The 26525-nt window shown below is 72.9% G+C and carries 21 protein-coding genes; 11 read left to right on the top strand and 10 right to left on the bottom strand.

All coding sequences use genetic code 11. The annotated features are described in order from the left end of the window. Positions 1 to 78 precede the first annotated feature (78 nt). Complete coding sequence (gene pdxR / locus FHX40_RS01660; protein WP_142257962.1) at positions 79 to 1566, bottom strand: MocR-like pyridoxine biosynthesis transcription factor PdxR; 1488 nt, start codon at positions 1564 to 1566, stop codon at positions 79 to 81. A gap of 67 nt (positions 1567 to 1633) precedes the next feature. Here pdxR and FHX40_RS01655 point away from each other — a divergent pair, with 67 nt between their 5' ends. The 5 genes from FHX40_RS01655 (at position 1634) to FHX40_RS01635 (ending at position 9874) form a co-directional block, all read left to right on the top strand. After that, complete coding sequence (locus FHX40_RS01655; RefSeq protein ID WP_229788856.1) at positions 1634 to 2581, top strand: DMT family transporter; 948 nt, start codon at positions 1634 to 1636, stop codon at positions 2579 to 2581. Between the two features lie 10 nt (positions 2582 to 2591). Further along, positions 2592 to 4247: a fumarate hydratase gene (locus tag FHX40_RS01650; protein ID WP_142257961.1), complete on the top strand. Its 1656-nt coding sequence runs from the start codon at positions 2592 to 2594 to the stop codon at positions 4245 to 4247. Between the two features lie 445 nt (positions 4248 to 4692). Next, complete coding sequence (locus tag FHX40_RS01645; RefSeq protein ID WP_142257960.1) at positions 4693 to 5871, top strand: serine/threonine-protein kinase; 1179 nt, start codon at positions 4693 to 4695, stop codon at positions 5869 to 5871. Between the two features lie 42 nt (positions 5872 to 5913). Continuing rightward, positions 5914 to 8418 carry a serine/threonine protein kinase gene (locus tag FHX40_RS25365; RefSeq protein WP_142257959.1) on the top strand — a complete coding sequence of 835 codons (2505 nt, stop codon included), beginning with the start codon at positions 5914 to 5916 and terminating at the stop codon, positions 8416 to 8418. Positions 8419 to 8473: 55 nt separating this feature from the next. After that, positions 8474 to 9874, top strand: coding sequence for a class II fumarate hydratase (locus FHX40_RS01635; protein ID WP_142257958.1), 1401 nt, complete (start codon positions 8474 to 8476; stop codon positions 9872 to 9874). 9 nt (positions 9875 to 9883) lie between these two features. Here the strand turns inward: FHX40_RS01635 and FHX40_RS01630 are convergent, their stop codons facing one another. Next, positions 9884 to 11869 carry a glycosyltransferase family 2 protein gene (locus tag FHX40_RS01630; RefSeq protein WP_142257957.1) on the bottom strand — a complete coding sequence of 662 codons (1986 nt, stop codon included), beginning with the start codon at positions 11867 to 11869 and terminating at the stop codon, positions 9884 to 9886. Positions 11870 to 12140: 271 nt separating this feature from the next. After that, entirely contained in the window at positions 12141 to 12776 is a 636-nt protein-coding gene (locus tag FHX40_RS01625; RefSeq protein ID WP_229788854.1) for an aggregation-promoting factor C-terminal-like domain-containing protein, read from the bottom strand. Positions 12777 to 13156: 380 nt separating this feature from the next. Between FHX40_RS01625 and FHX40_RS01620 the strand changes: the two genes are divergently transcribed. From FHX40_RS01620 to FHX40_RS01610, 3 genes are read left to right on the top strand one after another with little or no spacing between them, the layout of a single operon-like run. After that, a complete protein-coding gene (locus FHX40_RS01620; protein ID WP_142257955.1) occupies positions 13157 to 13831 on the top strand; it encodes a response regulator transcription factor in 675 nt (224 codons plus the stop codon). Positions 13832 to 13867: 36 nt separating this feature from the next. Continuing rightward, positions 13868 to 15307 carry a sensor histidine kinase gene (locus FHX40_RS01615; RefSeq protein WP_229788851.1) on the top strand — a complete coding sequence of 480 codons (1440 nt, stop codon included), beginning with the start codon at positions 13868 to 13870 and terminating at the stop codon, positions 15305 to 15307. Positions 15308 to 15317: 10 nt separating this feature from the next. After that, on the top strand, positions 15318 to 15881 hold the full coding sequence (locus FHX40_RS01610; RefSeq protein WP_142257954.1) for a hypothetical protein: 564 nt from the start codon (positions 15318 to 15320) through the stop codon (positions 15879 to 15881). A gap of 32 nt (positions 15882 to 15913) precedes the next feature. Here FHX40_RS01610 and phoH2 read toward each other — a convergent pair whose 3' ends face one another. The 4 genes from phoH2 to FHX40_RS01590 form a co-directional block, all read right to left on the bottom strand. Further along, on the bottom strand, positions 15914 to 17278 hold the full coding sequence (gene phoH2 / locus FHX40_RS01605; RefSeq protein WP_268241042.1) for an RNA 5'-3' helicase PhoH2: 1365 nt from the start codon (positions 17276 to 17278) through the stop codon (positions 15914 to 15916). Positions 17279 to 17520: 242 nt separating this feature from the next. Continuing rightward, positions 17521 to 18282 carry an isoprenyl transferase gene (locus FHX40_RS01600; protein ID WP_142257953.1) on the bottom strand — a complete coding sequence of 254 codons (762 nt, stop codon included), beginning with the start codon at positions 18280 to 18282 and terminating at the stop codon, positions 17521 to 17523. Between the two features lie 412 nt (positions 18283 to 18694). Continuing rightward, a complete protein-coding gene (locus tag FHX40_RS01595; protein ID WP_142257952.1) occupies positions 18695 to 20497 on the bottom strand; it encodes a phosphoenolpyruvate carboxykinase (GTP) in 1803 nt (600 codons plus the stop codon). A gap of 379 nt (positions 20498 to 20876) precedes the next feature. After that, positions 20877 to 21398, bottom strand: coding sequence for a hypothetical protein (locus FHX40_RS01590; protein ID WP_142257951.1), 522 nt, complete (start codon positions 21396 to 21398; stop codon positions 20877 to 20879). 331 nt (positions 21399 to 21729) lie between these two features. Here FHX40_RS01590 and FHX40_RS01585 point away from each other — a divergent pair, with 331 nt between their 5' ends. Further along, entirely contained in the window at positions 21730 to 22338 is a 609-nt protein-coding gene (locus FHX40_RS01585) for an acyl-CoA-like ligand-binding transcription factor (protein WP_142257950.1), read from the top strand. Between the two features lie 12 nt (positions 22339 to 22350). On the opposite strand, the gene FHX40_RS25615 is transcribed toward FHX40_RS01585, so the two are convergent. The 3 genes from FHX40_RS25615 to FHX40_RS01570 all read right to left on the bottom strand — a co-directional run bounded on the left by FHX40_RS25615 (position 22351) and on the right by FHX40_RS01570 (position 25181). Further along, entirely contained in the window at positions 22351 to 23910 is a 1560-nt protein-coding gene (locus FHX40_RS25615) for a C40 family peptidase (protein ID WP_229788848.1), read from the bottom strand. Between the two features lie 250 nt (positions 23911 to 24160). Then, positions 24161 to 24661 (bottom strand): transcription elongation factor GreA, encoded by a 501-nt coding sequence (gene greA, locus FHX40_RS01575; RefSeq protein WP_142257949.1) that lies wholly within the window; start codon positions 24659 to 24661, stop codon positions 24161 to 24163. Between the two features lie 79 nt (positions 24662 to 24740). Beyond that, positions 24741 to 25181 (bottom strand): DUF4307 domain-containing protein, encoded by a 441-nt coding sequence (locus FHX40_RS01570; RefSeq protein ID WP_142257948.1) that lies wholly within the window; start codon positions 25179 to 25181, stop codon positions 24741 to 24743. Positions 25182 to 25309: 128 nt separating this feature from the next. On the opposite strand from FHX40_RS01570, the gene mca reads away from it, so the two are divergent. Further along, positions 25310 to 26194 carry a mycothiol conjugate amidase Mca gene (gene mca, locus FHX40_RS01565; protein ID WP_142257947.1) on the top strand — a complete coding sequence of 295 codons (885 nt, stop codon included), beginning with the start codon at positions 25310 to 25312 and terminating at the stop codon, positions 26192 to 26194. Between the two features lie 105 nt (positions 26195 to 26299). Continuing rightward, a complete protein-coding gene (locus tag FHX40_RS01560) occupies positions 26300 to 26518 on the top strand; it encodes a hypothetical protein (RefSeq protein WP_142257946.1) in 219 nt (72 codons plus the stop codon). The last annotated feature ends 7 nt before the right edge of the window (positions 26519 to 26525 follow it).

Raw genomic sequence — 26525 nt, 5'->3', positions numbered from 1 at the left:
CGACACTAGGTCACCGCGCACCGGCCGTACACCTCGAACGCGTCACACCGGCACGCAGACCGGCGTGCGGGCGCCAGGTCAACCGGCCCGGTACGGCCGGACCGCCGCGGCGAGCTCGCGTACCGCGGCCTCGATCCGGTGCACCGGCAGGCGGGCGAAGCCGATCACGACGGCGGGCGGGCCGGGGGCGGTGCGCGCCGGGGCGACCGGGTCGGCGGTGAGCCCGGCGGCGGTCGCCGCGGCGACCACGCGCTCCTCGTCCCAGCCGGGCGGCAGCTCGGCGTACAGGTGCAGCCCGGCCGCCACGCCGGGCACGCGCACCTGCGGCAGGTGCTCGGCGAGGGCGCGCACCATCGCGTCCCGCCGCGCCCGGTACTCGCGGCGCATGCGGCGCAGGTGCCGGTCGTAGCCGCCGGTCGCGATGAAGTGGGCGAGGGCGTACTGGTCGATCACCGGCGAGCCGAGGTCCTCCTCCTCGCGGGCCTGCCGTACCGCCCGCGCGATCGGATCGGGGGCGACGAGCCAGCCGAGCCGCAGGCCGGGGGCGAGCGACTTGCTCACGCTGCCCGCGAGCACGACGTGGCCGGGGGCGAGGCCCTGCAGGCAGCCGACCGGGTCCCGGTCGAAGCGGAACTCGGCGTCGTAGTCGTCCTCGAGCACGACCGCGCCGGTCTCGGCCGCCCACGCGGCGATCTCGGCGCGGCGCCGCGGGGAGAGCACCACGCCGGTCGGGTAGTTGTGCGCGGGCGTGAGCAGCACCGCCTCGGCGCCGCTGCGGCGCAGCGCGGCGGCGTCCATGCCCTCCTCGTCGACCGGCACCGGGACCAGCTCCGCGCCGGCCGAGCGCAGCATCGGCAGCGGGCGGGGCGTGGTCGGGTCCTCCACGGCGAGCCGGACCCGCCCGCCGCGCCCGCCGGCGAGGTGGCGCACGACGAGGGTGAGCGCCTGGGCCACCCCGCTCACCACCACCACGTTCTCCGGCGTGGCGTCGGCGGCCCGCACCCGCCGCAGGTAGGCGGCGAGCTCGGCGCGCAGCTCCGGCACCCCGCCCGGGTCGCCGTAGTCGAGCCCGTCGTGCGGCACCGTGGCGAGCACGTGCCGTACCGCGGCGAGCCACCGCTGCCGGGGGAACATCGCCAGATCCGGCGAGGTCGGCCGGTACCCGTAGTACGACCGCCAGCGGTCCGCGGCCGCGAACGACCGCCCGCCGGGGCCGGTCCTCCGGCGCGGCCGCGCGCCGTCCGCCGCGGCCCGCTTCCCCGCCGCGCCGTCGTCCTGGCCGGCGGGGTCGTCCGTGGCCCGGTCGCCGGGTACGCCGGCGGCGAGCGGGGCCACGCGGGTGCCCGCGCCCACCCGCGAGACGAGGAAGCCCTCGGCGACGAGCTGCTCGTACGCCTCGACCACCACGCCCCGGGACAGGCCGAGGTCGCGGGCGAGCTCGCGGGTGGCGGGCAGCCGCTCGCCGGGGCGCAGCCGGCCCGAGCGGATGGCGTCGCGCAGCCCACGGGCGAGCTGGGCGGCGACGCCGCCCTTGGCCCGGTCGACGATAAGGTGCAGATCCGGCAATTGGTCCTCGGTTTCCGCTCATGAATGGACCAGGGACGAGGTCCATTGCGTTCCTAGCATCCTCGCCGTGAACGTGCGGCACGAACAACCCACATCGACGCAATCGAGGCGGACCACCGATTCCGCCCCGGCGCCCGCCGACGGCCGCGGGCGCGCCTGGATCGCCGGAGCGGCCTGCGCGGCGTCGGCGATGTTCCTCGTCGGCACGCTCACCGCGGTCTCCGCGCTGATCGCCGACTACCCGGTGTACGGCGGGCAGGCGGTGCGGTACGCGGCGGCCGCGGCGATCCTGCTCGCCGTGGCCCGGCTGCGCGGCCCGGCCACCGAGCGGCTCACCCGCCGGGACGTGGCGCTGCTCGTCGCGCTGGCGATGACCGGGCTGGTCATCTTCAACGTGGCGGTGATCGAGTCGGCGAACGCGTCCGGGCCCACCCTCGCGGGCACCGTGCTCGGCACGGTCCCCCTCGTGCTCGCCCTGGTCGGCGGGCGGCCGTCGCCGCGCGTGGTCGCCGCCGCGGCCGTCGTGGTCGCCGGGGCCACGCTCGCCACCGGGCTCGGCAGCGGCACCCCGGCCGGGCTGGCCTGGTCGCTGGTCGCGCTCGGCTGCGAGGTGTGCTTCTCGCTGCTCGCCCTGCCGCTGCTGCCCAGGCTCGGCGCGGTCCGGGTGTCGGCGTACGCGTGCGCGCTCGCCGTACCGCTGCTGGTGGCGATCGGGCTCGCGCTCGACGGCGGCGGCATCCTGCGGCCGCCGACCGCGGCCGAGGCGCTCGGCCTCGGCTACCTCGCCGTCGTGATCACCGTGATCGCGTTCCTGCTCTGGTACACCGGCCTGCCCCGGCTCGGCCCGCAGCGGGCGGGCCTGCTCGCCGGGCTCATCCCGGTGGGCTCGCTGGTCACCACGGTCGTGCTCGGCCTCGGCACGCCCACGACCGCCGACCTGGCGGGTGCCGGGCTCGTCATCGCGGGCATCGTGCTGGGCCTGCGAGGCGGGGTCGTAATCTCTAGGAAAACCTAGGAGGAGCGCGATGCCCGAGTTCGACTACACCGACCTGTTGCCGCTGGGACCCGATGAGACGGAATACCGTTTGATCACCACGGAGGGGGTGCGGAGAGTCGAGGCGGCGGGCCGGACCTTCCTGGAGGTCGAGCCCGAGGCGCTGCGGCTGCTCACCGAGACCGCGATCCACGACATCTCGCACTACCTGCGCGCGAGCCACCTCGCCCAGCTCCGCAAGATCATCGATGACCCGGAGGCGAGCGGCAACGACCGGTTCGTCGCGCTCGACCTGCTGAAGAACGCCTCGATCGCGGCGGGCGGCGTGCTGCCGCTGTGCCAGGACACCGGCACCGCGATCGTGATGGGCAAGCGCGGCCGGCACGTGCTCACCGACGGGCGGGACGCCGAGCACATCTCCCGCGGCGTGTTCGACGCCTACACGCGGCTCAACCTGCGGTACTCGCAGATGGCGCCGCTGACCATGTGGGAGGAGAGGAACACCGGCAACAACCTCCCCGCCCAGATCGAGATCTACGCCGAGGACCCGGACGGCCACGCCGACGCGTACAAGTTCCTGTTCATGGCGAAGGGCGGCGGCTCGGCGAACAAGTCGCTGCTCTTCCAGGAGACCAAGGCGCTGCTCAACGAGAAGCGGCTGCTCGCCTTCCTCGAGGAGAAGATCCGCGGCCTCGGCACCGCGGCCTGCCCGCCGTACCACCTCGCCATCGTCATCGGCGGCACGAGCGCCGAGTACGCGCTGAAGGCGGCCAAGTACGCCTCCGCCCGGTACCTCGACACGCTGCCCACCTCCGGGTCGCCGAGCGGCCACGGGTTCCGTGACCTGGAGCTGGAGGAGAAGATCCTCAAGCTCACCCAGGACCTCGGCATCGGCGCCCAGTTCGGCGGCAAGTACTTCTGCCACGACGTGCGGGTGATCCGGCTGCCGCGGCACGGCGCGTCCTGCCCGGTGGCGATCGCGGTGTCGTGCAGCGCGGACCGCCAGGCCCTCGCGAAGATCACACCGGAGGGCATCTACCTGGAACAGCTGGAGACCGACCCGGCGCGGTTCCTGCCCGACACCACCGAGGACCAGCTCTCCGACGACGTGGTGCGGATCGACCTCAACCGGCCGATGCAGGAGATCCTCGCCGAGCTCACCAAGTACCCGGTGAAGACCCGGCTGTCGCTCACCGGCCCGCTCGTGGTGGCCCGCGACATCGCCCACGCCAAGATCGCCGAGCGGCTCGACGCGGGCGAGCCGATGCCGCAGTACATGCGCGACCACCCGGTCTACTACGCGGGCCCGGCGAAGACCCCCGAGGGGTACGCCAGCGGCTCGTTCGGCCCCACCACGGCCGGCCGCATGGACTCGTACGTGGAGCGGTTCCAGGCCGCGGGCGGCTCGCTGGTCATGCTCGCCAAGGGGAACCGGTCCCGCCAGGTGACCGAGGCGTGCAAGAAGTACGGCGGCTTCTACCTCGGCTCGATCGGCGGCCCGGCGGCCCGGCTCGCCCAGGACTGCATCAAGAAGGTCGAGGTGCTCGAGTACCCCGAGCTCGGCATGGAGGCCGTCTGGAAGATCGAGGTCGAGGACTTCCCGGCGTTCATCGTCGTCGACGACAAGGGCAACGACTTCTTCGAGGACACCGGGGGCCCGGTCCTCACCATCGGCCGGCGCCCCTGACCGGCCCGAGGCCACCGACGTCACCGGCCCCGTCCGCCCGACCGGCACGCCGTACGGCACGGCTCGGGGCGGCCGGGGCCGGACGCGCGCTCGCGGTCCCGCCGCCCGCGCGGCGGCGGTACGCCCGGTCGTGAACGAACTTCGCGTTACCCACGTCTTACCTGACGAAAGGTGCGGTGACTTCCGTCACCGGACGCCGTTTGTGGTCGACCTGCATTGGCCGTACCGGCGGCACTCGGTATGGTGGTGTCGCTTTCCAGGGCGCCATTGCAGGGTACGAGGCCCGAAGTTCAGGCGATGGGTAACGTGTCGTGACGTATGTGGCTGAACTATTGGGACTGCAGACCCCATGACTGACGACAGTCAGAAGATTGACCGAAGGTCCCAACAAAGATTCGGGCCACTGCCTTCTGGCAGCCGGGAACAAATCGGTAAGCTGCCACCCATGCGTGCGCCCTCCGGATACCGGCTCGCCGAGCGTTACCGGCTGTTGGAACCGGTCGGGCGCGGCGGCATGGGCACCGTGTGGCGGGCATACGACGACCTTCTCGACCGTGAGGTCGCGGTCAAGGAGGTGCGCCTGCCGAACGTCCTCGACGAGGAGCTGCGCGCGGAGCTGTGCGCCCGCACCGAGCGCGAGGGCCGGGCGACCGCGATGGTCGCCCATCCGTCGGTGATCACCGTGTACGACGTGGTCACCGAGGACGACCGCCCGTGGATCGTGATGGAGCTGCTGCGCGCCCGGTCCCTCGAGGAGGTCATCCGGCAGGAGGGCCCGCTGCCGCCGCGCCGGGTCGCCGAGATCGGCCGCCACGTGCTCGGGGCACTGCGCGCGGTGCACGCCAAGGGCATCCTCCACCGCGACGTCAAGCCGAGCAACGTGCTCGTCACCGAGGACCGGGTGGTGCTCACCGACTTCGGGCTCGCCGCTCTCGAGGGCGACGTCGCGCTCACCCAGGCCGGCATCGTGCTCGGTTCGGCCGGATACATCGCGCCCGAGCGCATCCTCGGCGACAAGGCCTCCCCCGCCGGGGACCTGTGGTCGCTCGGGGCCACCCTGTACACCGCCGTCGAGGGACGCGGCCTGCACGGCCGGCGGTCCGCGGCGGCCGCGCTCGCCGCGCTCACCAGCGGCGAGCCGATCCCGATGGAGCGGGCCGGACCGCTCGCCCCGGTGCTCACCGGCCTGCTGCAGATCGATCCGCGGCAACGGCTCGACGGCACCCGCGCCGCGCTCATGCTCGCCCGGGTCGCGGCGGGCGGCTCGGCCGAGGAGCCGCTCGGCGGGCCGGCCCACCGCTCGTTCCGGCTGCCGCAGGCGGCGACCGCGCCGCTGCACCGCAGGTCGTCGCACAAGGCGCAGCACCGCGGGCAGCACCGGGCCGGGACGCTGCGCGTGCCGTCGCAGCAGCCGGACTCCCGCCCGCACGAGTCCGGCGCGCAGCCGCCGCCGTGGCAGCGGCGGGACGGCGCGGCCGGGGTGCGGCGGCCGTTCGAGGGTGCCCACCGGCGGCCGTCGGAGCAGTCCCCACTCGCTCCGATTCATCCATTTATGAGGCAATTGTCCTCTTTTGTACGGTCGATTATCCCCCGCCGGTTCCTGCCACCGCGCCTACGCAAGTAACCGGAAAGCGCGCCTCAAGCGCCGCGGACTATCTTCTTACTCATGCCGGAAGAGCACACGCGGTTGCTCGCCGACCGCTACGAGTTGACGGCCCCCCTCGGCAGGGGAACCATGGGCACGGTCTGGCGTGCCTGGGACCGTTCGCTCGGGCGGGAGGTGGCGGTCAAGCAGATCCGCCGGGACCCTGGGCTCACCCCCGAGCAACAGGCCGAGCTGCGCGAACGCATGATCCGTGAGGCGCGCTTCGCCGCGCGCTTCAACCATCCGTGCGTCGCCACGGTGCACGACGCCATCGTGGTGGACGGCCTCCCGTGGATCATCATGGAGCTGGTCGAGGGCCGCTCCCTGGAGCAGGTCATCGACGAGGAGGGCCCGCTGCCGCCCCGGCTCGTCGCGCAGATCGGCGTCGACCTGCTCAGCGCGCTGCGCGCCGCGCACGCCCAGGGCATCCTCCACCGCGACGTCAAGCCGAGCAACGTGCTGCTCACCGACACCGGCCGCGTCGTGCTCACCGACTTCGGCATCGCCAAGGCGGTCGGCGACACCGACCTGACCAGGACCGGCATGGTGATCGGCTCCCCCGGCTACACCGCGCCGGAGCGGGCGCGCGGCGAGTACGCCGGGCCCGAGTCCGACCTGTGGTCACTCGGCGCCACCCTCTACTTCGCGGTCGAGGGGCGGCCCGCGTACGAGCGCGGCTCGGTCGCCGCCACGCTCGCCGCGCTGATGACCGAGACCGCGGAGCCGCCCACCCAGGCGGGCCCGCTGCGGCCGATCATCGAGGGCCTGCTGCAGAAGGACCACACCATGCGCCTGTCCGCCGAGCAGGCCGACGCCATGCTGCGCGCGGTCGCCGACGGCCGGGCGCCCGACCTGTCCGCGACCGCGCGGCCGGTGCACCACGGCGACAGCGCGGACGCGCACCGGCAGCCGCCGCGGGTGCGGGGCCCGTTCGAGACCGGGCCGAAGCTCGTGGGCGCCGCCGCGATGGGCGGTGTGGGCTTCGACCGCCCGCCGGGCGGCCGGGACGACCGTGGCGGCCCGGCGCAGAGCGGGCCGACGCCGTACCTGTCCACCGCCGAGCCCGACGGCAACCAGACCGTCTACATGGCCCGCCCGAAGAGCGGCGGCCTCTACACGGCCCCGCCCGGCAGCGCCCCGCCGTACCGCCCGCCGGCCTCGCCCGCGGGCGGCGCCGACCGCGGCCCGGGGCCCGGCCAGGCACCCGGCGCCCAGCAGTGGCCGGACTGGCCGGAACGGGACCGTCCGGCCCAGGGGCACCCGGGCCAGGGCCATCCCGGGGACCAGGGCCCGCAGGGGGCGCAGCCGGGCCGGCCCGCCCCCGCCTCGGCCTACGGCCCCGAGCCGCACCGCCCCGCCACGCCGTCCGAGCGGCCCGGCCAGGGCGGCCCGGCCGGTCAGGGGCGGCCCACGCCCGACGAGCAGGCCACCATGCTCAACCTGGAGAGCCCGTTCGGCGCGTCCGGCCCGCAGAACCGGCAGGGATCGCAGCCTGACGGCCGGTACGCCGCGCCGTACGGCGGCGAGCCCCAGGACGCCGGTCAGCCCGGCCCGTACCAGCAGGGCGGCGAGCGGCAGGGCCCCGGCCCGTACGGCGGCGGCCAGGACGGCGGCCGGTACGGCGCCGGGCAGGAGGACGCGGCCGCGCCGTACCCGGGCTCCGCGCAGCAGGCCGGCGCCGACAGCCGGTCCTCGTCGGTGCCGGACTTCGACCCGCCCGGGCTCGGCACGGAGATCTTCGAGCTCTCCGCCCTCGGCGGCGACGAGAGCCAGAAGCGCTCGGCGAAGGTGGAGAGCCGCACCGGCATGCTCACCCTCATCGGCGTCGCCCTCGCCGGGCTGGCGGTGATCGTCATCATCGTCTGGTCCGCGCTGTCCGGCAGCGGCGACGACGATGACAAGCGGCCCAGCTCCTCGGCCAGGTTCAGCCAGGTCAAGGAGTACCCGGAGGACCGGGTGCCGGAGCCGCCGCAGGACGCCGACGACGAGGCCGAGTCCGAGGGCGGCGCCGGCGGCCTCACCACCACGAGCGACAAGGCGGCCAAGGTCGACACCTCCGCCACCCCGGCCGCGGGCCTGCGCCGGCACGCCGACCCGTCCGGGTTCACCATCGACGTGCCGGAGAAGATGATCACCTCCGGCTCCGGCCGCACGGTGCGGTTCGGGGACGGCGGCCGGGTGCTCACCGTGACCGTGCTCGCCCGGCCGCGGCCCGAGGTGCTCGACGCGGCGCTCGACGCCGAGCGCGGCTCGGTCGACGCGGGCGAGTACCCGGGCTACCGGATGCTCCGGCTCAACGTCGTCGACCCGGCCCCGTACCCGGGCACCGAGGTCGCCGACTGGGAGTTCACCTACACCCGCGGCGGGCGCACCACGCACGTGCTGGCCCGGTGGGTGACGGTCTCCGGCGGCGCCACGTACGTGCTGCGCTGGACGGCCCCGGACGAGTCCTGGCAGCAGGACGCGGCCCAGCGCGAGGCGGTGTTCCGCTCCTTCGTCCCGGGCGGCGGCTCGGCCGGCTCCTGACCCCGGCCCGGCGCGCCGACCGGGACGATCCCGGCCGTGCGGGTGACACTGGGGTATGGCCGACTATCGCATCGAACGTGACTCCATGGGCGAGGTCCGCGTCCCGGCCGGCGCGAAGTGGCGGGCGCAGACCCAGCGGGCCGTGGAGAACTTCCCGGTCTCGGGGCGCGGGCTGGAGCGCGAGCACATCGCCGCGCTCGGGATGATCAAGGCCGCGTGCGCCCGGGTGAACGCACGGTACGGCCTGCTCGACAAGGAGCTCGCCGAGGCGATCGCGAGCGCGGCCGACGAGGTCGCCGAGGGCCGGTGGGACGCCGAGTTCCCGGTCGACGTGTTCCAGACCGGCTCGGGCACCTCGTCGAACATGAACGCCAACGAGGTGATCGCGACCCTCGCCGAGGAGCGGCTGGGCCGCCCGGTGCACCCGAACGACCACGTGAACGCGGCCCAGTCGTCGAACGACGTGTTCCCGTCCTCGATCCACGTGGCCGCGGTGCTCGGCCTCCACCGCGAGCTGCTGCCCGCGCTCGACCACCTGCGCAGCGCGCTCACCGCCAAGGCCGGCGAGTTCGCCGACGTGGTCAAGGCCGGCCGTACCCACCTGATGGACGCCACGCCGGTCACCCTCGGCCAGGAGTTCGCCGGGTACGCGGCGCAGATCGAGCACGGCGCGGAGCGGCTGCGGGCCACCCTCCCCCGGGTCGCCGAGCTGCCGCTGGGCGGCACCGCGGTCGGCACCGGGGTGAACACGCCGGGCCCGCAGTGGGCCGGGGAGGTGATCGCGCTGCTCGCCGAGCGCACCGGCCTGCCGTTCACCGAGGCGCGCAACCACTTCGAGGCGCAGGGCGCCCGGGACGCGCTGGTGGAGCTCTCCGGCCAGCTCCGGGTGGTCGCCGTCTCCCTGCACAAGATCGCCAACGACCTGCGGTGGATGGGATCGGGGCCGCGCGCCGGGCTCGCCGAGATCAACCTGCCGGACCTGCAGCCCGGCTCCTCGATCATGCCGGGCAAGGTGAACCCGGTGATCCCCGAGGCGGTCTGCATGGTCGCCGCCCAGGTGATCGGCAACGACGCGGCCGTGGCGTTCGGCGGCGCGCAGGGGTCGTTCGAGCTCAACGTGATGATGCCGATGATGGCCCGCAACGTGCTGGAGTCGATCCGGCTGCTGGCGAACGTCTCCCGGCTGCTCGCCGACCGGTGCGTGGCGGGCATCACCGCGAACGCCGACCGGCTGCGCGCCTACGCCGAGTCGTCCCCGTCGGTGGTCACCCCGCTCGCCCGCCACCTCGGCTACGAGGAGGCCGCGAGCATCGTCAAGCAGGCCCTCGCCGAGGGCCGGGAGCTCCGCGAGATCGTGGTCGAACGCGGCCACGTCGCGACGGGCCGGCTCACCGAGGCCGAGCTCGACGCGGCGCTCGACGTGCTCGCCATGGCCCGCCCGGACCTGCGGCGATAGCGCCCGCCGTCACAGCGGGGCGTACCGGTCGCGCAACGCCCGGCAGAGCCGTACCACGCGGCGGGCGCCGGGCACCCGGGCGGCGAACCGGCGCAGCCGGGCGAACGACGTGCCCGCGGGCCGGTCGGGGAGGATGAGCCGGGCCCGGCCGGTCCACCGTACGTCGAGGCCGAAGCCCAGCTCCACCTCGCGGTCGTCGACGCGCAGGTAGGGCCGCCAGACGCCGGGGCCGAGGCAGTCGGGCACGGGCACGCGGCGCACCGGGAACTTGGCGACGAGCTGCCCGGCGAGCCGCCCCGGCATGCCCGGCTCGACGAGGGCCGGGGCGCTCACCGTGCGGGCGCGGGCGTCGGCGCCGACGAGCACGCACTCCATCGGCGGGCCGCCGCTCGGCGGCACGTACGGCACGGGCAGCGACACGAACAGGTGCCCGTCGCGGCGGGCGATGTTCACCCCGGTGGAGACGAGCGCGATCGAGTCGGCGAACGACCGGGGCTCGACGCACACGGCGAGCTCGCCCCGCTCCGACCAGCAGGGCACCACGAGCCGGCGGCCGCCCTCGGCGAGGCCGCCGACGCAGTTGCGCGGGGAACGCGGGCAGCGCACCCGGGCGCGGGCATGGTGCGCGCCGGTGTTCATGCGCAGGTGCACCTCCCACAGGCCGGGCGGCAGCGGGCGGCCGATCGCGGCCTTCCCGACGTCGAGCCGGGCGGTGGCGACCGCCTGCACCCGCACCTGGTCGCCCTCCCGGATCTGCACGATCTCCCCGGTCACCGGGAGCCGGTACACCGCGCCGGTCTCGGTGTGCCGGATGTGCGCGCGCATCCCGGTGGACGGCGCATCCAGCGGCACCTCGGCGAGGCTCGGGGAGAGCACCGGCCCGCCGAGCGCGGGCGGCGGCGTCCACAGCACCCGCCTGCCCATGCGCCGGTAGCGCACCGGCGAGCCGTCGGCGTGCACGATCTCCCCGGCGAAGTCGAACGCGAGCGCGCCGTCCTCCCAGCGGATGCCGCGCAGCTCGGCGCGCAGCCGCATGCCACGGGTCGCCTCGGCGAGCGTGACGAGGTCGGCGAGGCCGCGGGTGCGGACGAGCGCGGCCCGCGCCCGCATCGGCACCGACAGGTGGCGGTCGAGCCGCAGCGGGAACCGCTCGCGCACCAGCTCGCGCAGCTCGTCGAAGAGCGCCTCCCGCTCCTCCGGCGGGGTGTCGAGCAGCGCCCGCCCGCCGAGCCGGCGCAGCACGCAGACCCGCAGCCAGTGGGCGTAGAGGCGGTCGCGCCGCTCGCCGGGCTCGGTGAAGTCGTCGATGGTGTCGAGGATCACCCGCAGCCCGTCGGCGTACCCGGCGGGGTCGATCGGCGGCTCCGGGGCCGGGCCGACGTGGCAGCACAGGTGGTCGGAGAGCACCGCGATCACCTTCGCCGCGAGGTAGGCGCGCAGCACGAAGGCGTGCTCGGACAGCTCGGCGGGAAGGTCGGGGAAGGAGAGCCACTGGCTCTCCACGAACGTGCGGCGGAACAGCTTGTGCGGGGTGAGCAGGCCGAGCAGGTGGTCCTCGAGCACGTCGGCGCGGTCCCGGTTGCGCCGGAACGCGGGCAGCGGCGGGTGGCCCTCGTACACCAGCCGCCCGATGAGCACGTCGGCGTCGGTCTCCACGGCCATGCGGTGCATGCGCGCCAGCGCGTCGGGCTCCAGCCGGTCGCGCTGGCCGAGCAGGTAGACGTACTCGCCCCGGGCCACCGACAGCCCGGAGTTGCGGCCGCGCACCGGCGAGCCGTGGCGCTCCAGGTGCAGCACGCGCACGTTGGGGTGGGCGGCGGCCACCGAGTCGAGCCGCGTCCGGGTGGGCTCGCCCGAGCCGTCGTCGGCGAAGATCACCTCGTACTCGTCGGACGGAAGGGTCTGCCCGAGCAGCGACCGTACGCAGGCGTCGAAGGCGTCGTCCCCGTCGCCCGGGTCGGACACCGGCACCACAACGCTGACCTTCACACCCATGGAGCCCAGCGTGCGGCCCGGCTCCGGGGATGTCGGCGCGACTTGCCGAACGGTCGAACAGACCTGACCAAGACTCGGCCCGCGCCAGCCCGTGGCGTGACCGGAGCGTGCGCCGGGTAATGCCCGGTTGTGCCGCAGACCACGTCGGCGCGCGGGAATCTCCCCGCGATCGAGCCGCCCGCGACGCGGCCGTGACGAGACCGGGGCCGGTGATCGCCCGGCGGCGCGCTCAGGCCACCGGCGGGGCCGTCACCCGCTCAGGCGGGGTGCCTCAGTACCAGCCCTTGGCCTGCGAGTGCGCCCAGGCCTTGCACGGCGAGCCGTACCGGCCGGCGATGTAGTCGAGGCCCCACTTGATCTGGGTGGCCGGGTTGGTCTGCCAGTCCGGGCCCGCGGCCGCCATCTTCGAGCCGGGCAGCGACTGCGGGATGCCGTACGCGCCGCTGTAGCGGTTCGCCGCGCGCTCGTTCCAGCCGCTCTCCTTGTCCCAGAGCCTCTCCAGGCAGCCCCACTCGGCGTCCCAGCCGCGGGCGGCGTTCATCTGCTTGCCGAGGGCCTTGTTGCTGCCCGGGTCGGGCTTGGAGCCGGGCGGGAACGTGAACGACGGGAAGCCCCGGCCGCCGGGGGCGGTCTTGGCGATGTAGACGGGACTGAGGCCCTTGCGGCCCTGGCGCTCGGCCCGCAGCGCCTCCAGCCGGTAACGCTGCGCGGCCTGGGCCTTGATCGCGTCCTCCTCCGGGTCCGGCGCGAAGGGGTCCTTCGCCATCCGCATCATCTCGTCCAGCGTGAGCGGGGTGATGTCCGCTTCGCTGTTGCGGCGGTGCGTGTCGACGACGAACCAGGTACACCAGCCCACGAACGCGAGGGAGCACACGGCGGCGAGCACGACCTTGGGCCTGATGCGCATGGTCTTCCTGCGCCGGGGCGGGCGCCGCCGACCGCGGGACCGGTGGGAGGCGGGAGCCTCGTCCTGCCGAGGTTCCAGCACCTGCTCGCCTATGCTCACGGCTCTTGAGCTTGCCGTGAACAGGGGGGTGGTCCGCAACCGAAACCGGGGATTTGCCTGGTGTTCCCGCTGCCCGCGGCGGTGCCGCCCTTTACCTATCCACCCGGCTACATGCGCATTCCCCGACCCGGGCGTGACCTGTGATTTTAATCACATATCAGGCCAAATGGTCCGGTCAAACGGTATTAAGCGGGCGCCCGAAACCCCGGTCACGCCCGCCGCCCGCCGGACCGGTCCAGAGGACCGTTCGGGAAACCTGAGAAATCACCCATAATGTGCAGGTGGCAGGCATACTCCTCGTCGAAGACGACCCGGCCGTGCGCGCCGGCCTCGAGCTCGCGCTCACCCGGCAGGGCCACACCGTCACCTCGTACGCCAGCGGTGAGGAGGCGCTCGACCACATCCGGGAGCGGCGGCCCGAGATCGTCATCCTCGACGTGATGCTCCCCGGCATCGACGGCGTCGAGGTGTGCCGGCGCATCCGCAAGATCGACCAGCTGCCGGTGGTGCTGCTCACCGCGCTCGGCGACGACCTCGACATCGTCGTCGGCCTGGAGGCGGGCGCCGACGACTACGTGGTCAAGCCGGTCCAGCCGCGCGTGCTCGACGCCCGCATCCGGGCGATCCTGCGCCGGGTGGAGTCCGCCTCCCCCGACCGCCTCATCTTCGGCGACCTCGTGGTCGACCGCGGCGCGCTCAAGGTGAGCCGCGCCGGGCGGGAGATCCACCTCACCCCGACCGAGCTGCGGCTGCTGCTGGAGCTGGTCCGCCACCCGGGGCAGGTGCTCAACCGCCGCTACCTGCTGCGCGCAGTGTGGGACCACGACCACGTCGCCGACTCCCGCCTGGTCGACGCCTGCGTGCAGCGCATCCGGGCCAAGATCGAGCCCGTTCCCGCCGAGCCCGTCTACATCCACACGGTGCGCGGCTTCGGCTACCGCTTCAGCCCGCCGTGACGGCGGCGCCGATCGTGATGGGTCCGTGATGATCCCGTGCTGAGCCTCCGCACGCTCCGCCCGACCGGGCTGCGCGGGCGACTGGTGATCACGTTCACCGTGGTCGCGGTGACCGCGTCCGTCCTCGTCGCGGGCATCGCCTACCAGCTCGTCCGGCAGGAGCTGCTGCGCCGGGTCGAGCAGGCCGAGGTCACCGACGTGCGCAACGTGCTGGAGCGCATCACGCTGCCGGTCGGCACCACCGACCTGCTGTGGCCGAGCGGCGCCTCGGTCACCGAGTCCGACCTCAACGCGATCGTCGAGTCCCTCGCCGCCCCCGACCGGCAGGTGGTGGTACGGCACGGCACCAAGGAGCGGGCGACGCAGGGCAGCTCGTTCCGCGTCGCCCAGATCCCGGTGGAGATGCGCCGCCAGGCCCTCACCCGCCTGGTGAAGCAGCGGCGCATCATCGACGGCGAGCCGTACCTGGTGATCGGCACCCAGGTGCAGCGGGAGCGGCTGGGCCGGGAGCGGCCCACCGACATCTCGGTCTACGTGTTCGTCTCGCTGCGGGACGAGGAGCGCACGCTCGCCAACCTGCGCACCGCCCTGCTCCAGGCCGGGTCGATCACGCTCGTCATCGCGATCGGGGTCGCGCTCGTCTCGGCGCGCAGCGTGCTGCTGCCGGTGCGGCGGCTCGGCGCGGCCGCCCGCGACCTCGGCGCGGGCAAGCTCGACACCCGGCTGCCGGTGCACGGCAAGGACGAGCTCGCCCACCTCACCGCGACGTTCAACGAGACCGCGGCCGCGCTGGAGCAGACCGTGTCCGAGCTGCGCGCGCTGGAGGCGATGTCGCGGCGGTTCGTGGCGGACGTGTCGCACGAGCTGCGCACCCCGCTCGCCGCGATGACCGCGGTCACCGACGTGCTGCAGGAGGAGGCCGAGCGGCTGCCCGAGGACATGGGGCAGGCGGTGCGGCTGGTGGTGCAGGAGATCGACCGGCTGCGGGTGCTCGTCGACGACCTCATCGAGGCGAGCCGCTTCGACTCCGGCACCGCCGTGCTCAGCCGGGACACCGTGGACGTGCGCGACGCGATCGACGAGTGCCTGAAGGTGCGCAGCTGGGGCGAGGGCATCACCCTCGACGTGCCGCTCGGCCTCACCTTCTCGCTCGACCCCCGCCGGTTCGACGTGATCATGGCGAACCTCGTCGGCAACGCGCTGCGGCACGGCGCGCCGCCGGTGGTCGTCACCGTCCGGCGCCGCTCCGACGGCCTGTGGGTGACCGTACGCGACCACGGCGACGGCATCCCGGAGGAGGCGCTGCCGCACGTGTTCGACCGGTTCTACAAGGCCGAGGCGGGCCGCAGCCGCAGCGAGGGCAGCGGGCTCGGCCTCGCCATCGCCAAGGCGAACGCCGAGCTGCACGGCGGTACGCTCACCGTGGAGAACGCCGACCCCGGCGCCCTGTTCACCCTCTGGATCCCGGCCCCCTGAGATGAGCGCGATGGTCCGCACGAAACGCGTCCCGGTCGCCGTCGCGGCCCTGCTCGTCCTGCTCACCACCCTGGTGGCGGGCTGCGGCATCGAGCCCACCGACGTGATCGACGAGGGCCCGGCCCCGGTGATCCGGGCCAGGTCCACGCTCACCACGGTCTACCTGCTGCGCGACGACCGGCTGTGGCCGAAGAAGATCGTGGTCGCCTCGTCCTCGGTGGAGGACACGATGCGGGCGCTGTTCCAGGCCGGGGAACGCGCGCATGACGGGGTGACCACCGCGCTCACCGGGCTGCGCCTGGAGCAGACCTACGTCACCCGGTACGGCGGGCGGGCCGGGACGCGCAACGACCCGGAGAACCCGCTCGGCCTGCGCCTGCACGTGATCGTGAACGGCTCGGCGAAGCTCACCGAGGCGGCGAAGGCCCAGATCACCTGTACGGCGATGCTCCGCCAGGAGATCTGGGCCGTGAAGCTCACGCACACCACCCCGGACGGGCCGATCGCGGCCGGCGAGCACACCTGCCGGGAATACTGGAGGCTCGCCGCCAAGGACGTGCAGCTACCGCCGTGACGACGCCCGTCCGGGCGGGGTGGCCGGGATGATCAGGGGGTGATGTCCTCCAGCATCTCGGTGACGAGGGCGGCGATCGGGGAGCGCTCCGACCGGGTGAGCGTGATGTGGGCGAACAGCGGGTGGCCCTTGAGCTTCTCCACCACGGCGACCACGCCGTCGTGCCGCCCGACCCGCAGGTTGTCCCGCTGCGCGACGTCGTGGGTGAGCACCACCCGGGAGTTCGCGCCGATCCGGGAGAGCACGGTGAGCAGCACGCCGCGCTCGAGCGACTGCGCCTCGTCGACGATGACGAACGCGTCGTGCAGCGAGCGGCCGCGGATGTGGGTGAGCGGCAGCACCTCGAGCATGCCCCGGTCGAGGACCTCCTCGATCACCTCGGGCGAGGTGACCGCGCCGAGGGTGTCGTAGACCGCCTGCGCCCACGGCCCCATCTTGTCGTTCTCGGTGCCGGGCAGGTAGCCGAGCTCCTGCCCGCCGACCGCGTACAGCGGCCGGAACACGATCACCTTGCGGTGCCGGCGCCGCTCGAGCACGGCCTCCAGGCCCGCGCAGAGCGCGAGCGCGGACTTGCCGGTGCCGGCCCGGCCGCCCATCGAGACGATGCCGATCTCGGGGTCCATGAGCAGGTCGAGGGCGATGCGCTGCTCGGCGGAGCGGCCGTGCAGGCCGAACACCTCGCGGTCGCCGCGCACCAGCCGTACCGACTTGTCCGGCATGACCCGGCCGAGCGCCGAGCCCTTCGCGGACAGCAGCCGCAGGCCGGTGTGGCAGGGCAGCTCGCGCGCCTCCTCGAGCTCGACGGTGCCGTGCTCGAAGAGGTGCTCGATGTCCTCGGTGGCGACCTGCAGCTCGGCCATGCCGGTCCACCCGGACTCGATCACCTGCCCGGCGCGGTACTCCTCGGCGGTCACCCCGATCGAGGCGGCCTTCACCCGCATCGGCAGGTCCTTGGAGACGAGCACCACGTCGTTGCCCTCGGCGGCGAGGGCCTTGGCGACGGTGAGAATGCGGGTGTCGTTGTCGCCCAGCCGGAACCCGGCGGGCAGGATCGAGGGGTCGCTGTGATTGAGCTCGACCCGGATCGTCCCCTCGCCGATCGGCATCGGCTCGTCCAGCCGCCCGTGCCGGGCCCGCAGATCGTCGAGGAACCGGAGCGCCTTCCGCGCGAAGTAGCCGAGCTCGGGATGGTGGCGCTTCGCCTCCAGCTCGGTGATCACGACGATCGGCAGGACCACCTCATGCTCGGCGAACCGCGTCATCGCGGCCGGGTCCGCCAGCAGGACCGAGGTGTCGACGACGTACGTGCGCCGGTCGGTGCGGGGACCCGTCGCGGAGCCGTTCGCGCGCAGGTGGGTCGGGTCGGTGTGGATCGAGGTCATCGAGGACACTGCCACGCGTTCTCCCCCGGGCGCCCGTCGCGGGCGCCCTGCCAGATGAGGTGCTTATCGGACCGGACCCGCCGCGCACCCGCACCAGGAGGTGGCGCCGGGGTCCGGCCCTCCTCGCTGGGACGTGTGGCAAGGACGGGCCCTCTCCCGAGGTAGGCGATGTAACCTGCCTACGCCCTACGGTACGTGCTGGAGCAAAAGTTGCCCAGTGTCCGGTTGTGGCCGTAACGGGGTGTTTACCGCCTGGTTCAGCAGCCGTACCGACGGTTCCGCGCGGCGTAGGAGCGAAGCGCCCGCAGGAAGTCCACCTTGCGGAAGTCCGGCCAGTAGGCCTCGCAGAAGTAGAACTCCGAGTGGGCGCTCTGCCAGAGCAGGAAGCCCGAGAGGCGCTGCTCTCCGGAGGTGCGGATGACCAGGTCGGGGTCGGGCTGGCCGCGCGTGTAGAGATGCTCCGCGATGTGCTCCACATCGAGGACCTCGACGAGCTCCTCGATGCTCGCGCCCTTGCTGGCGTGCTCCTGGAGGAGGGAGCGCACCGCATCAGCGATCTCACGCCTTCCTCCATACCCAACCGCAACGTTCACAATCAGGCCCGGACGATCCGCGGTGGCCTCCTTTGCCTCCTTGAGAACGCGGGCGGTGTGGTCGGGCAGCAGGTCGAGGGCGCCCATGGGGTTGATGTGCCAGCCGCCTGCGACGAGGCGGCGCACGGTGTCCTCGATGATCTCGAAGAGGGGCTCGAGCTCCTCCTTCGGCCGGTTGAAGTTGTCGCTCGACAGCAGCCAGACGGTGACGATCTCGACGCCGGCCTCGCGGCACCACACGAGCAGGTCGTCGATCTTGTCGGCGCCCTTGCGGTGCCCGCGGCTGACGTCCTGCAGGCCCATCGCCCGGGCCCACCGCCGGTTGCCGTCGACGATGACGCCGACGTGCTTGGGGATCGGGCCGTTCGCGAGTTTCGCCTCCAGCCGGCGCTCGTACAGGCGGTAGACGAAGTCACGCAGGCCCATGGGCTTCCCTTTCCTCCCCGGTCCTTGTCCGACGAGCCATTATCGCCGCCTCGGGCGGCCCAAGACGGCCGAAGTGGAGCGTTCTCGGTCCGGCGCGTTCGGTTCCGTGATGAGACTTTACGGCGCGCGCCGCCGTGCCTCGGACGCCCGCCCCGCCGGGCGTGGTCGCGGGACACGAGCGTCGATCATGACCCTACGACCGTTGGGCCGCGCGTGGGGCCGGTTTCGGTCGTTCGGCGGCGAAAAGGCCGGAAAGGATCGCCGAAACGGACGCGGGGGCGGGGGTGAGGGACCGTCGTGCGGCCCCCTCCGCGGTTCGGCAGGCTCCCAGAGGATTGGTTGCGGTACGCGGAAGGGGGCCGCACGACGGCAGCGTGTGCCCGGCGCCGTTGACGGGCACGACCCGGGCCGATCAGCCCAGGCGCTCGACCAGCCGGTGGTACTCGTCCCAGAGCTCCTTCGGCAGGTGGTCACCGAAGGTCTTGAAGTGCTCGGGGATGAGCGACGCCTCCTCCCGCCACACGTCGCGGTCGACGGACAGCAGCAGGTCCAGGTCCTCGTCGGAGATGTCGAGGCCCTCCAGGTCGAGCGACTCCTTGGTGGGCAGCAGGCCGATCGGCGTCTCGACGGCGTCGGCCTCGCCGTTGAGGCGCTGCACGATCCACTTCAGCACCCGGCTGTTCTCGCCGTAGCCGGGCCAGACGTACCGGCCGTTGGCGTCCTTGCGGAACCAGTTCACGTAGTAGATCCGCGGCAGCTTGTCCGGGTCGGTCATCTTGCCGATCTTCAGCCAGTGGGCGAAGTAGTCGCCCATGTTGTAGCCGCAGAACGGCAGCATCGCGAACGGGTCGCGGCGCAGCTCGCCGACCTTGCCCTCGGCCGCCGCGGTCTTCTCCGAGGCGACGTTCGCGCCGATGAACACGCCGTGCTGCCAGTTGAACGACTCGGTGACCAGCGGCACCGCGGTGGCGCGCCGCCCGCCGAACAGGATCGCCGAGATCGGCACGCCCTTCGGGTCCTGCCACTCGGGGGCGATGGTCGGGCACTGGGAGGCCGGGGTGGTGAACCGGGCGTTGGGGTGCGCGGCCGGCTCGGGCGAGTCCGGGGTCCACTCGCGGCCCCGCCAGTCGGTGAGCTTCGCCGGGGGCTCGTCGGTGAGGCCCTCCCACCAGACGTCGCCGTCCTCGGTGAGCGCCACGTTGGTGAAGATGCTGTTGCCCCACAGGGTCTTGATCGCGTTGGCGTTGGTGGACTCGCCGGTGCCGGGGGCCACGCCGAAGAAGCCCGCCTCCGGGTTGATCGCGTACAGCCGACCGTCCTCGCCGAAGCGCATCCAGGCGATGTCGTCGCCGACCGTCTCCACCTTCCAGCCGGGGATGGTCGGCTGGAGCATGGCCAGGTTGGTCTTGCCGCAGGCGGACGGGAACGCGGCCGCGATGTACCGGGGCTCGCCGTTCGGCGGGGTGAGCTTGAGGATGAGCATGTGCTCGGCGAGCCAGCCCTCGTCGCGGGCCATCACGCTCGCGATGCGCAGCGCGTAGCACTTCTTGCCGAGCAGGGCGTTGCCGCCGTACCCCGAGCCGTACGACCAGATCTCCCGGGTCTCCGGGAAGTGGCTGATGTACTTGGTCGAGTTGCACGGCCAGGGCACGTCCTGCCGGCCGGGCTCGAGCGGGGCGCCGACGGAGTGCACGCACTTGACGAAGTCGTGGCCCTCCTCGATGAGGCGCAGCGCGTCCTCGCCCATCCGGGTCATGATCCGCATCGAGACCGCGACGTACGCCGAGTCGGTGATCTCCACGCCGAGCTTGGAGATCTCACCGCCGAGCGGCCCCATGCAGAACGGGACCACGTACATGGTCCGGCCGCGCATGCACCCGCGGAACAGCTCCTGGAAGGTGGCGCGCATCTCGTCCGGGTGGATCCAGTTGTTGGTCGGGCCGGCGTCCTCGGGCTTCTCCGAGCAGATGAAGGTCCGGTCCTCCACCCGGGCCACGTCCGACGGATCGGATGCCGCGTAGAAGCTGTTGGGGCGGGCCTTCAGCCGCGTGAAGGTGCCCTTCTCGCAGAGCAGGTTGGTCAGTCGCGTCCACTCAGCCTCGGACCCGTCGCACCACTCGATCCGGTCGGGTTGGGTGAGCTCGGCGATCTCGTTGACCCACGCGGCCAGGTCGGCGCGGGTCGTCTTGCTGGTTCCCTGTACGGTCACGGACACGACGGCGGCTCCTTTGGCGTTCTCCGGATAAAAACCATCTTCATCGAAGAATCCGCGCGGAATCCAATTGGTTTGGACCAGTGATGAAAGTCACCGTTCCGATGTCCGGACCCGGCCATCGAAAGGTGTTTCATTCACGTTCCAGACCGGTTAAATTCGCGCGGCGCGGTTGCCGTCATGCCCCTGCCCACCTGCGGCGCGACCACACATGGGCACGTCGCCGGAGGACCGGAGCCGTCGGACATACCGGTTGAGCCTACCCAGCGGAATGATTGTTAAAAAATACCCCCGTGAGTTTCGCCGTGCCCGCCCCGGCGGGGATTCCGGTGGCGATTGGTATAGGCCACCGGAATTGGTCCAGTCCATTTCGTGAATTGGTTTAGTCCACCAGGTCGGGTCCCGCGGAGCGCACCCGGTCCACGTGCCGGAGGGCATCCCGCAGGTCGGAGAGCCAGGTGTCGGCCCGCCGGGCGACGAGGCGCACGCACCAGGCGAGCGCGTCGCTGCGGCTGCGGGCCACTCCGGCGGCCACGAGGGTGTCGAGCACCCGCCGCTCGGGCTGCCGCAGCCGGGTCATCACCGGTACCGACAACGTGGTGAACATCACAGTCCGGTCGCCGATCCGGACGCCCCACGACACCTTGCGGCGGAACCGGTGCTCGGCCTCCCGGGCGATCTCGATGCGGCGGTCGCGGGTCTCCTCGCGGAACCGCTGGGCCACCCCGTCGCGCAGCGCCTCCCGCTCGGCCTCGGAGGCGTCCTCGCGCGCCTCCGGCTCCGGCAGCGTGCCGATGACGGTGATCTCCTCCCGGTCGAGCACGATCTCGTGCCGCCCGCCGAACCACTCCTGCGGCAGCCGGCCGGTGAACCACGCGCTAATGATCGCTTCGTCATTATCCATGTAATCATGATTACGCACTTACGCCCTTACTTGAGCGCTACATGACCCTGTCCAGCGTTCGGCGGGCACGCGCCGTACGGCTTCGCGTGTGCCCGGCCGCGCCCCGGGGCCGCCTCCGGAGCGGGCGCGCGCGGGCGGCCGGCGAACGGCACGGACGCCACGCCGGTCACCGGGGTGCACGAATTGACCCTCCATGTCATTTGGCAGTGTGTCCCTTTTGTCTTGTACTTCCGTTTTCTCGGATATGCTGGGCACCCGTGACACGCGGCCGGCTCCCCACGGCCCCTTCCCCGCGTGCGACCTGCGCGAATTGGACGGAAGAATGGCGGGCATGACCACACCCGTGTCGGCCGAGCGCCGTGACGGGCTTCGCGAGCGCAAGAAGGCGAAGACGCGACAGACGATTCAGGAACAGGCGCTGCGCCTCTTCGTCGAACAGGGCTACGACGAGACGACCGTCGAGCAGATCGCCGAGGCGGCGGAGGTCTCGCCGAGCACGTTCTTCCGCTACTTCCCGACCAAGGAGGCGCTCGTCCTGCGGGACGACTACGCCGCCGTGCTGCACGCGGCGCTCGCCGCGCAGCCCGCCGACGCCCCGCTCGGCACCGTGCTGCGCGACACCTTCCGCACCGCGTTCGCCCGGCTGTCCCAGGAGGAGCAGAGCGACCTGCGGCTGCGCGCCCGGCTGCAGATGTCGATCCCGTCGCTGCGCGCCCGCACCCTCGACAAGCTGCTGAGCACGGTGGACGGGCTGGCCGCGGAACTCGCCCGGCGGTTCGGCCGGGACCCGGACGACCTGCGGATGCGCACCCTGTGCGGCGCGGTCGCGGGCGCGCTCGTGCCGGTCCTGGTCGCCTGGGTGACGGAGGACGGCCGCCGCCCGCTGGACGAGATGGTCGACGAGGCCCTCGCGAACCTGTCCTGCGTCCTCGGCGGCTGAGCCGTACCCCGGTCAGCGCACCCGCGCCGCGACCTCGGGGTCGACCCGGACCGCGCCGGCGAACCCGGCCATCGGGATCGGGGCGATCTTCACCACGTCGCCGGTGCGCGGCGCGTGCAGCATCCTCCCGTCGCCCCAGTGGATCGCCACGTGCGAGATGTAGCCGGGGTTGGTCGGGTCCCGGCGCCAGAACAGCAGGTCGCCGGGCCGGGCCTCGGAGAGCGGGATGCGCGGGCCGGTGGCCCACTGGGCGGTGGTGACCCGCGGCATGCGCACCCCCGCCTGGGCGTAGGCCCACTGCACCAGGCCGGAGCAGTCGAACGCGTCCGGCCCCGCGGCGCCCCACACGTACGGCCTGCCGATCCTGCTCGCCGCCGCGGTGAGCACCGTGTTCCGCTGCTCGTCGGACAGGAACGAGCCCGCGGGCCGGTCGGCGGTCTCCTCCGGCAGGTCGTGCCCGCCGCCCCCGGCGTCCCCGGCCCCGCCACCGGCCGTGCCGTCACCGGTGGTGTGGTCGCGGGCGGGGCGGCGCGGCTCGACGTACCCGGGGTCGATCACGGCCACCTGGGTGCCCTTGGGCAGCACGCGGAGCAGGCGGCGGCGCAGCCCGCGCAGGTCGGTGCCGGGGGCGCTCACCACGAGCGCGTTGCGTTCGGGCATGCCGAGCAGGCGGGCGGTGTCGTGGGACACCACCGCGTCGATCGGCCCGATGCCGACCGTCGCCCAGGCCCCGACCCGTAACCGCCGCCCGCCGCCGTCCACGACCGCGCCGAGCGCGACCCCGCCGTCCCGGCCGAGCACGAAGGAGACGGCCACGTCCCCGGCCGCGATGTTCCGCCACAGCGCGTCGGAGCGGGCGGTGATCTCCGGGGTGTAGGCGCGGAAGGTGGAGGGGTTCACGCCGAGCGTGTGCACCCGCTTGCCGTCGAGCGTCACCTCGGCCGCGTCGGCCGTCTCGACCGCCGCCACGCCCTTCAGGCGGCGCACCCGGGCCACGGCCGAGTCGGGCAGGGTACGGCCCGCCACCACGAAGAGGTGGGGCTCGCGCAGCCGCTCCACCGGCGCCACCTGAACCTGGCTCGCCGTACCCGCGTCGGCGCCGCCCTGCGCGCCCGCGCCACCGGACGCACCGGCCGGGTCGCGGGTGGCGGCGACGTAGCGGTGCGGGTCGCCGGGCTCGCGTGCGGCGACCGCGGTGCGGGCCGGGGGCGCGGCCTCGTCGGCGGCCTCCAGCGCGCCCAGCGCCACCAGGTCCGCGGTGAGCACGCCGGTCAGCAGCACGGCGACGACCGGGGCGGTACGGCGCGAGGTCGCCAGGCGCCGCAGGGCCCACCGTACCGGGCCGTCCCGCCGGGGCGGGCGGCCGGGCGTCCCCGGGACGGCGCCGGGCGGCGCGGGAAACGCGCCGGGGACGAGGTGGACGAACGGCGGGACGAAGGCCGCGGCCTGGTGCGGGGACGCCCCCTGCGGCCGGCCGGGGTGCGCGTACGGGGGCGTGGGCGCCGGCACGGCCGGTTGGCCGGTCCGCGGCCGGGAGGAGGGTTCGGGGTGACGCGCTCGCGGCTCGAGCACGACGTCGCCCCCTTCCTCACCCGCACGCCCCGTCGATGATCCGTTCAGAGCCTGCCGTAGATCGCCGCCGGTCGTCCATAGGCCTCGCCGAATCGCGACCGGACACGAGACGATCCGCCGAAGCGGCTCTCCGGCGGATCGTCTCGTGGAGCGATATGGACAACTCTGACGGGTGGCTCACGCTTTCGGCGCCTGCCGATCAGGGCGCGCCGACGGGGTGCGCGGCCGGACGGGGACCGTCCGAGCTCACTTACCTACCGACGTACGGCACGGCGAGCAGGATCTCCACGGTGTTCTCCCGGCCGTTCGGGAGCTTGAAGGTCGCCTTCTCGCCGATCTTCTTGCCGTTGATCGCGGCCCCGAGCGGAGACTTCGGGGAGTACACGTCGATCGGGGCGCCGGTCTCCTCGCGGGAGGCCAGCAGGAACGTGAGCTCCTCGCCGTCGCCCTCGAACCGGACCGTCACGGTCATGCCGGGGCCGACCACGCCCTCCTTACGGGGCGCCTCACCGACCTTGGCGTTCTCGAGGATGTGGCGCAGCTGGAGGATGCGGGCCTCCATCTTGCCCTGCTCCTCCTTGGCGGCGTGGTAACCGCCGTTCTCCCGCAGGTCGCCCTCCTCGCGGGCGGCCTCGATCTTCTTGGCGATGTCGGTGCGCCCCGGGCCCGTTAGATACTCCAGCTCCGCCTTAAGGCGGTCGTACGCCTCCTGGGTCAGCCAGGTGACGTTGTCAGTGTGGGAGTCGGCCACGGGTTCTCCTTGCTGCCACTCAGGGTTGCGGTCGTGCGATTGCCGAGAGGTTAGCCTCTCGGCGAGTTTTTCAAAAGACTCATTGTACGAGATAGCAGTGCTGGACCTGGCCGTTCCAGGACTGTGCGCCGGTCAGCACACGTTCGGTGCGGGTGACATACTGCTCACCCGCCGGGATCTCGACCTCCCGGTTGCCGACCTCGACGCCGTCCACGTCCACCGCGCGCAGCCGGCACACGGCCGCGCGGTCGGCCGGCTTGTACACCTGGAAGGTGATCACCATGACCGAGGGGTCGGAGCGATCGAAGCTGATCACCTGTCCGCGCACGTCCGGGGCGCCACGGCCGAGCATCAGGACGATGCCCCACCCGATGGTCAACACGACCACGATCGCCCCAATGACCAGATATACGAGGAAACGCCCAATCCCGCCCTTGCGGCGCGGGCGCTCCGGGGAATCCTCTGGTCTGCCGAGGACCGGGGCCGTGTTCGGCCGCGCCTCCGGCTCCTCCGTGGCCATGGCGGAATCTCCCTGCGGTCTGTCGGTGTTGTCAGAGACAATTGTCGGGCGTGGGAGTCCGACCCACCCACCCTTCACACAGCAAACCTAGCCGCTCTGGGCGATGCTCAGGACAGGAGACACCGAGCGTGAGTGCACCGCTGAGGCTGATGGCCGTTCACGCGCACCCCGACGACGAGTCGAGCAAGGGCGCCGCGACCATGGCGCGCTACGTGGCCGAAGGGGTCGACGTGCTGGTGTGTACGTGTACCGGTGGGGAACGCGGCTCCATCCTCAACCCGAAAATGGACCGGCCCGAGATCGCGGCGAACATCGCCGAGGTGCGCCGCCAGGAGATGGAGCGGGCACGTGAGATCCTCGGGGTCAAGCAGCGGTTTCTCGGCTTCGTCGACTCCGGCCTGCCCGAGGACGAGTCCGAGCCGCTGCCGGAGGGTTGCTTCGCCCTGCAGCCGCTGGAGGTGGCCGCCGCACCGCTCGTGGCCGCGGTGCGCGAGTTCCGGCCGCACGTGATCCTGACGTACGACGACGACGGCGGCTACCCGCACCCGGACCACATCATGACCAACCGGATCTCGGTGGAGGCGTTCGAGGCCGCCGGGGACCCGGACCGCTACCCGGGGCTGGGTGAGCCGTGGCAGCCGCTGAAGCTCTACTACCACATGGGCTTCAGCAAGGAGCGGTTCGAGGCGCTGCACAAGGCGATGACGGAGCGCGGCCTCGGCTCGCCGTACGGGGACTGGATCGCGCGCTGGGAGGACCGGCCGCGCAAGTGGGAGATCACCACCCGGGTGCACTGCGCCGAGTACTTCGAGGTGCGGGACCGGGCGCTGCTCGCCCACGCCACCCAGGTCGATCCCGACGGCTTCTGGTTCGTCTGCCCGCGGGAGCTGCAGCAGGAGGTCTGGCCGACCGAGGACTACCACCTCGCCCGCTCCCTGGTCGACACCGAGCTGCCGGAGGACGACCTGTTCGCCGGCATCCGCGCCGAGGAGGTCGCCCCGGCCTGTTCCTGACCGCCGGACCGTGACGTCCTTGCGGCGACGGGGTGACCGCGACGCCTGACGACGACGGCGACCACCGGAGGCGGTACCACGGGCCGTGGGTGGCAGACTGGAGGCGTGAACACCTCCACTTTCGATCCCACCCAGGTCAGCCCGGGTCTGCTCGGCTTCCTGGTGGTCGCCGCGATCGGCTTCGCCCTGTACCTGCTGATCAGGTCGATGAACAAGCAGATCTCGAAGATCGAGGTCCCGCGCGAGGCCGACCTCGAGCGTGAGGAGAAGGCCGCCAAGCAGGCCGCGGCCAAGAAGCCGGGCGGCCCGGACGCGAAGAAGTAGCCCGGGG

Source organism: Thermopolyspora flexuosa (genome assembly GCF_006716785.1).
GTDB classification, from domain to species: domain Bacteria; phylum Actinomycetota; class Actinomycetes; order Streptosporangiales; family Streptosporangiaceae; genus Thermopolyspora; species Thermopolyspora flexuosa.
The sequence above is the reverse complement of the archived record's forward strand: the minus strand, read 5'-3'. Positions and strand labels throughout refer to the sequence as shown.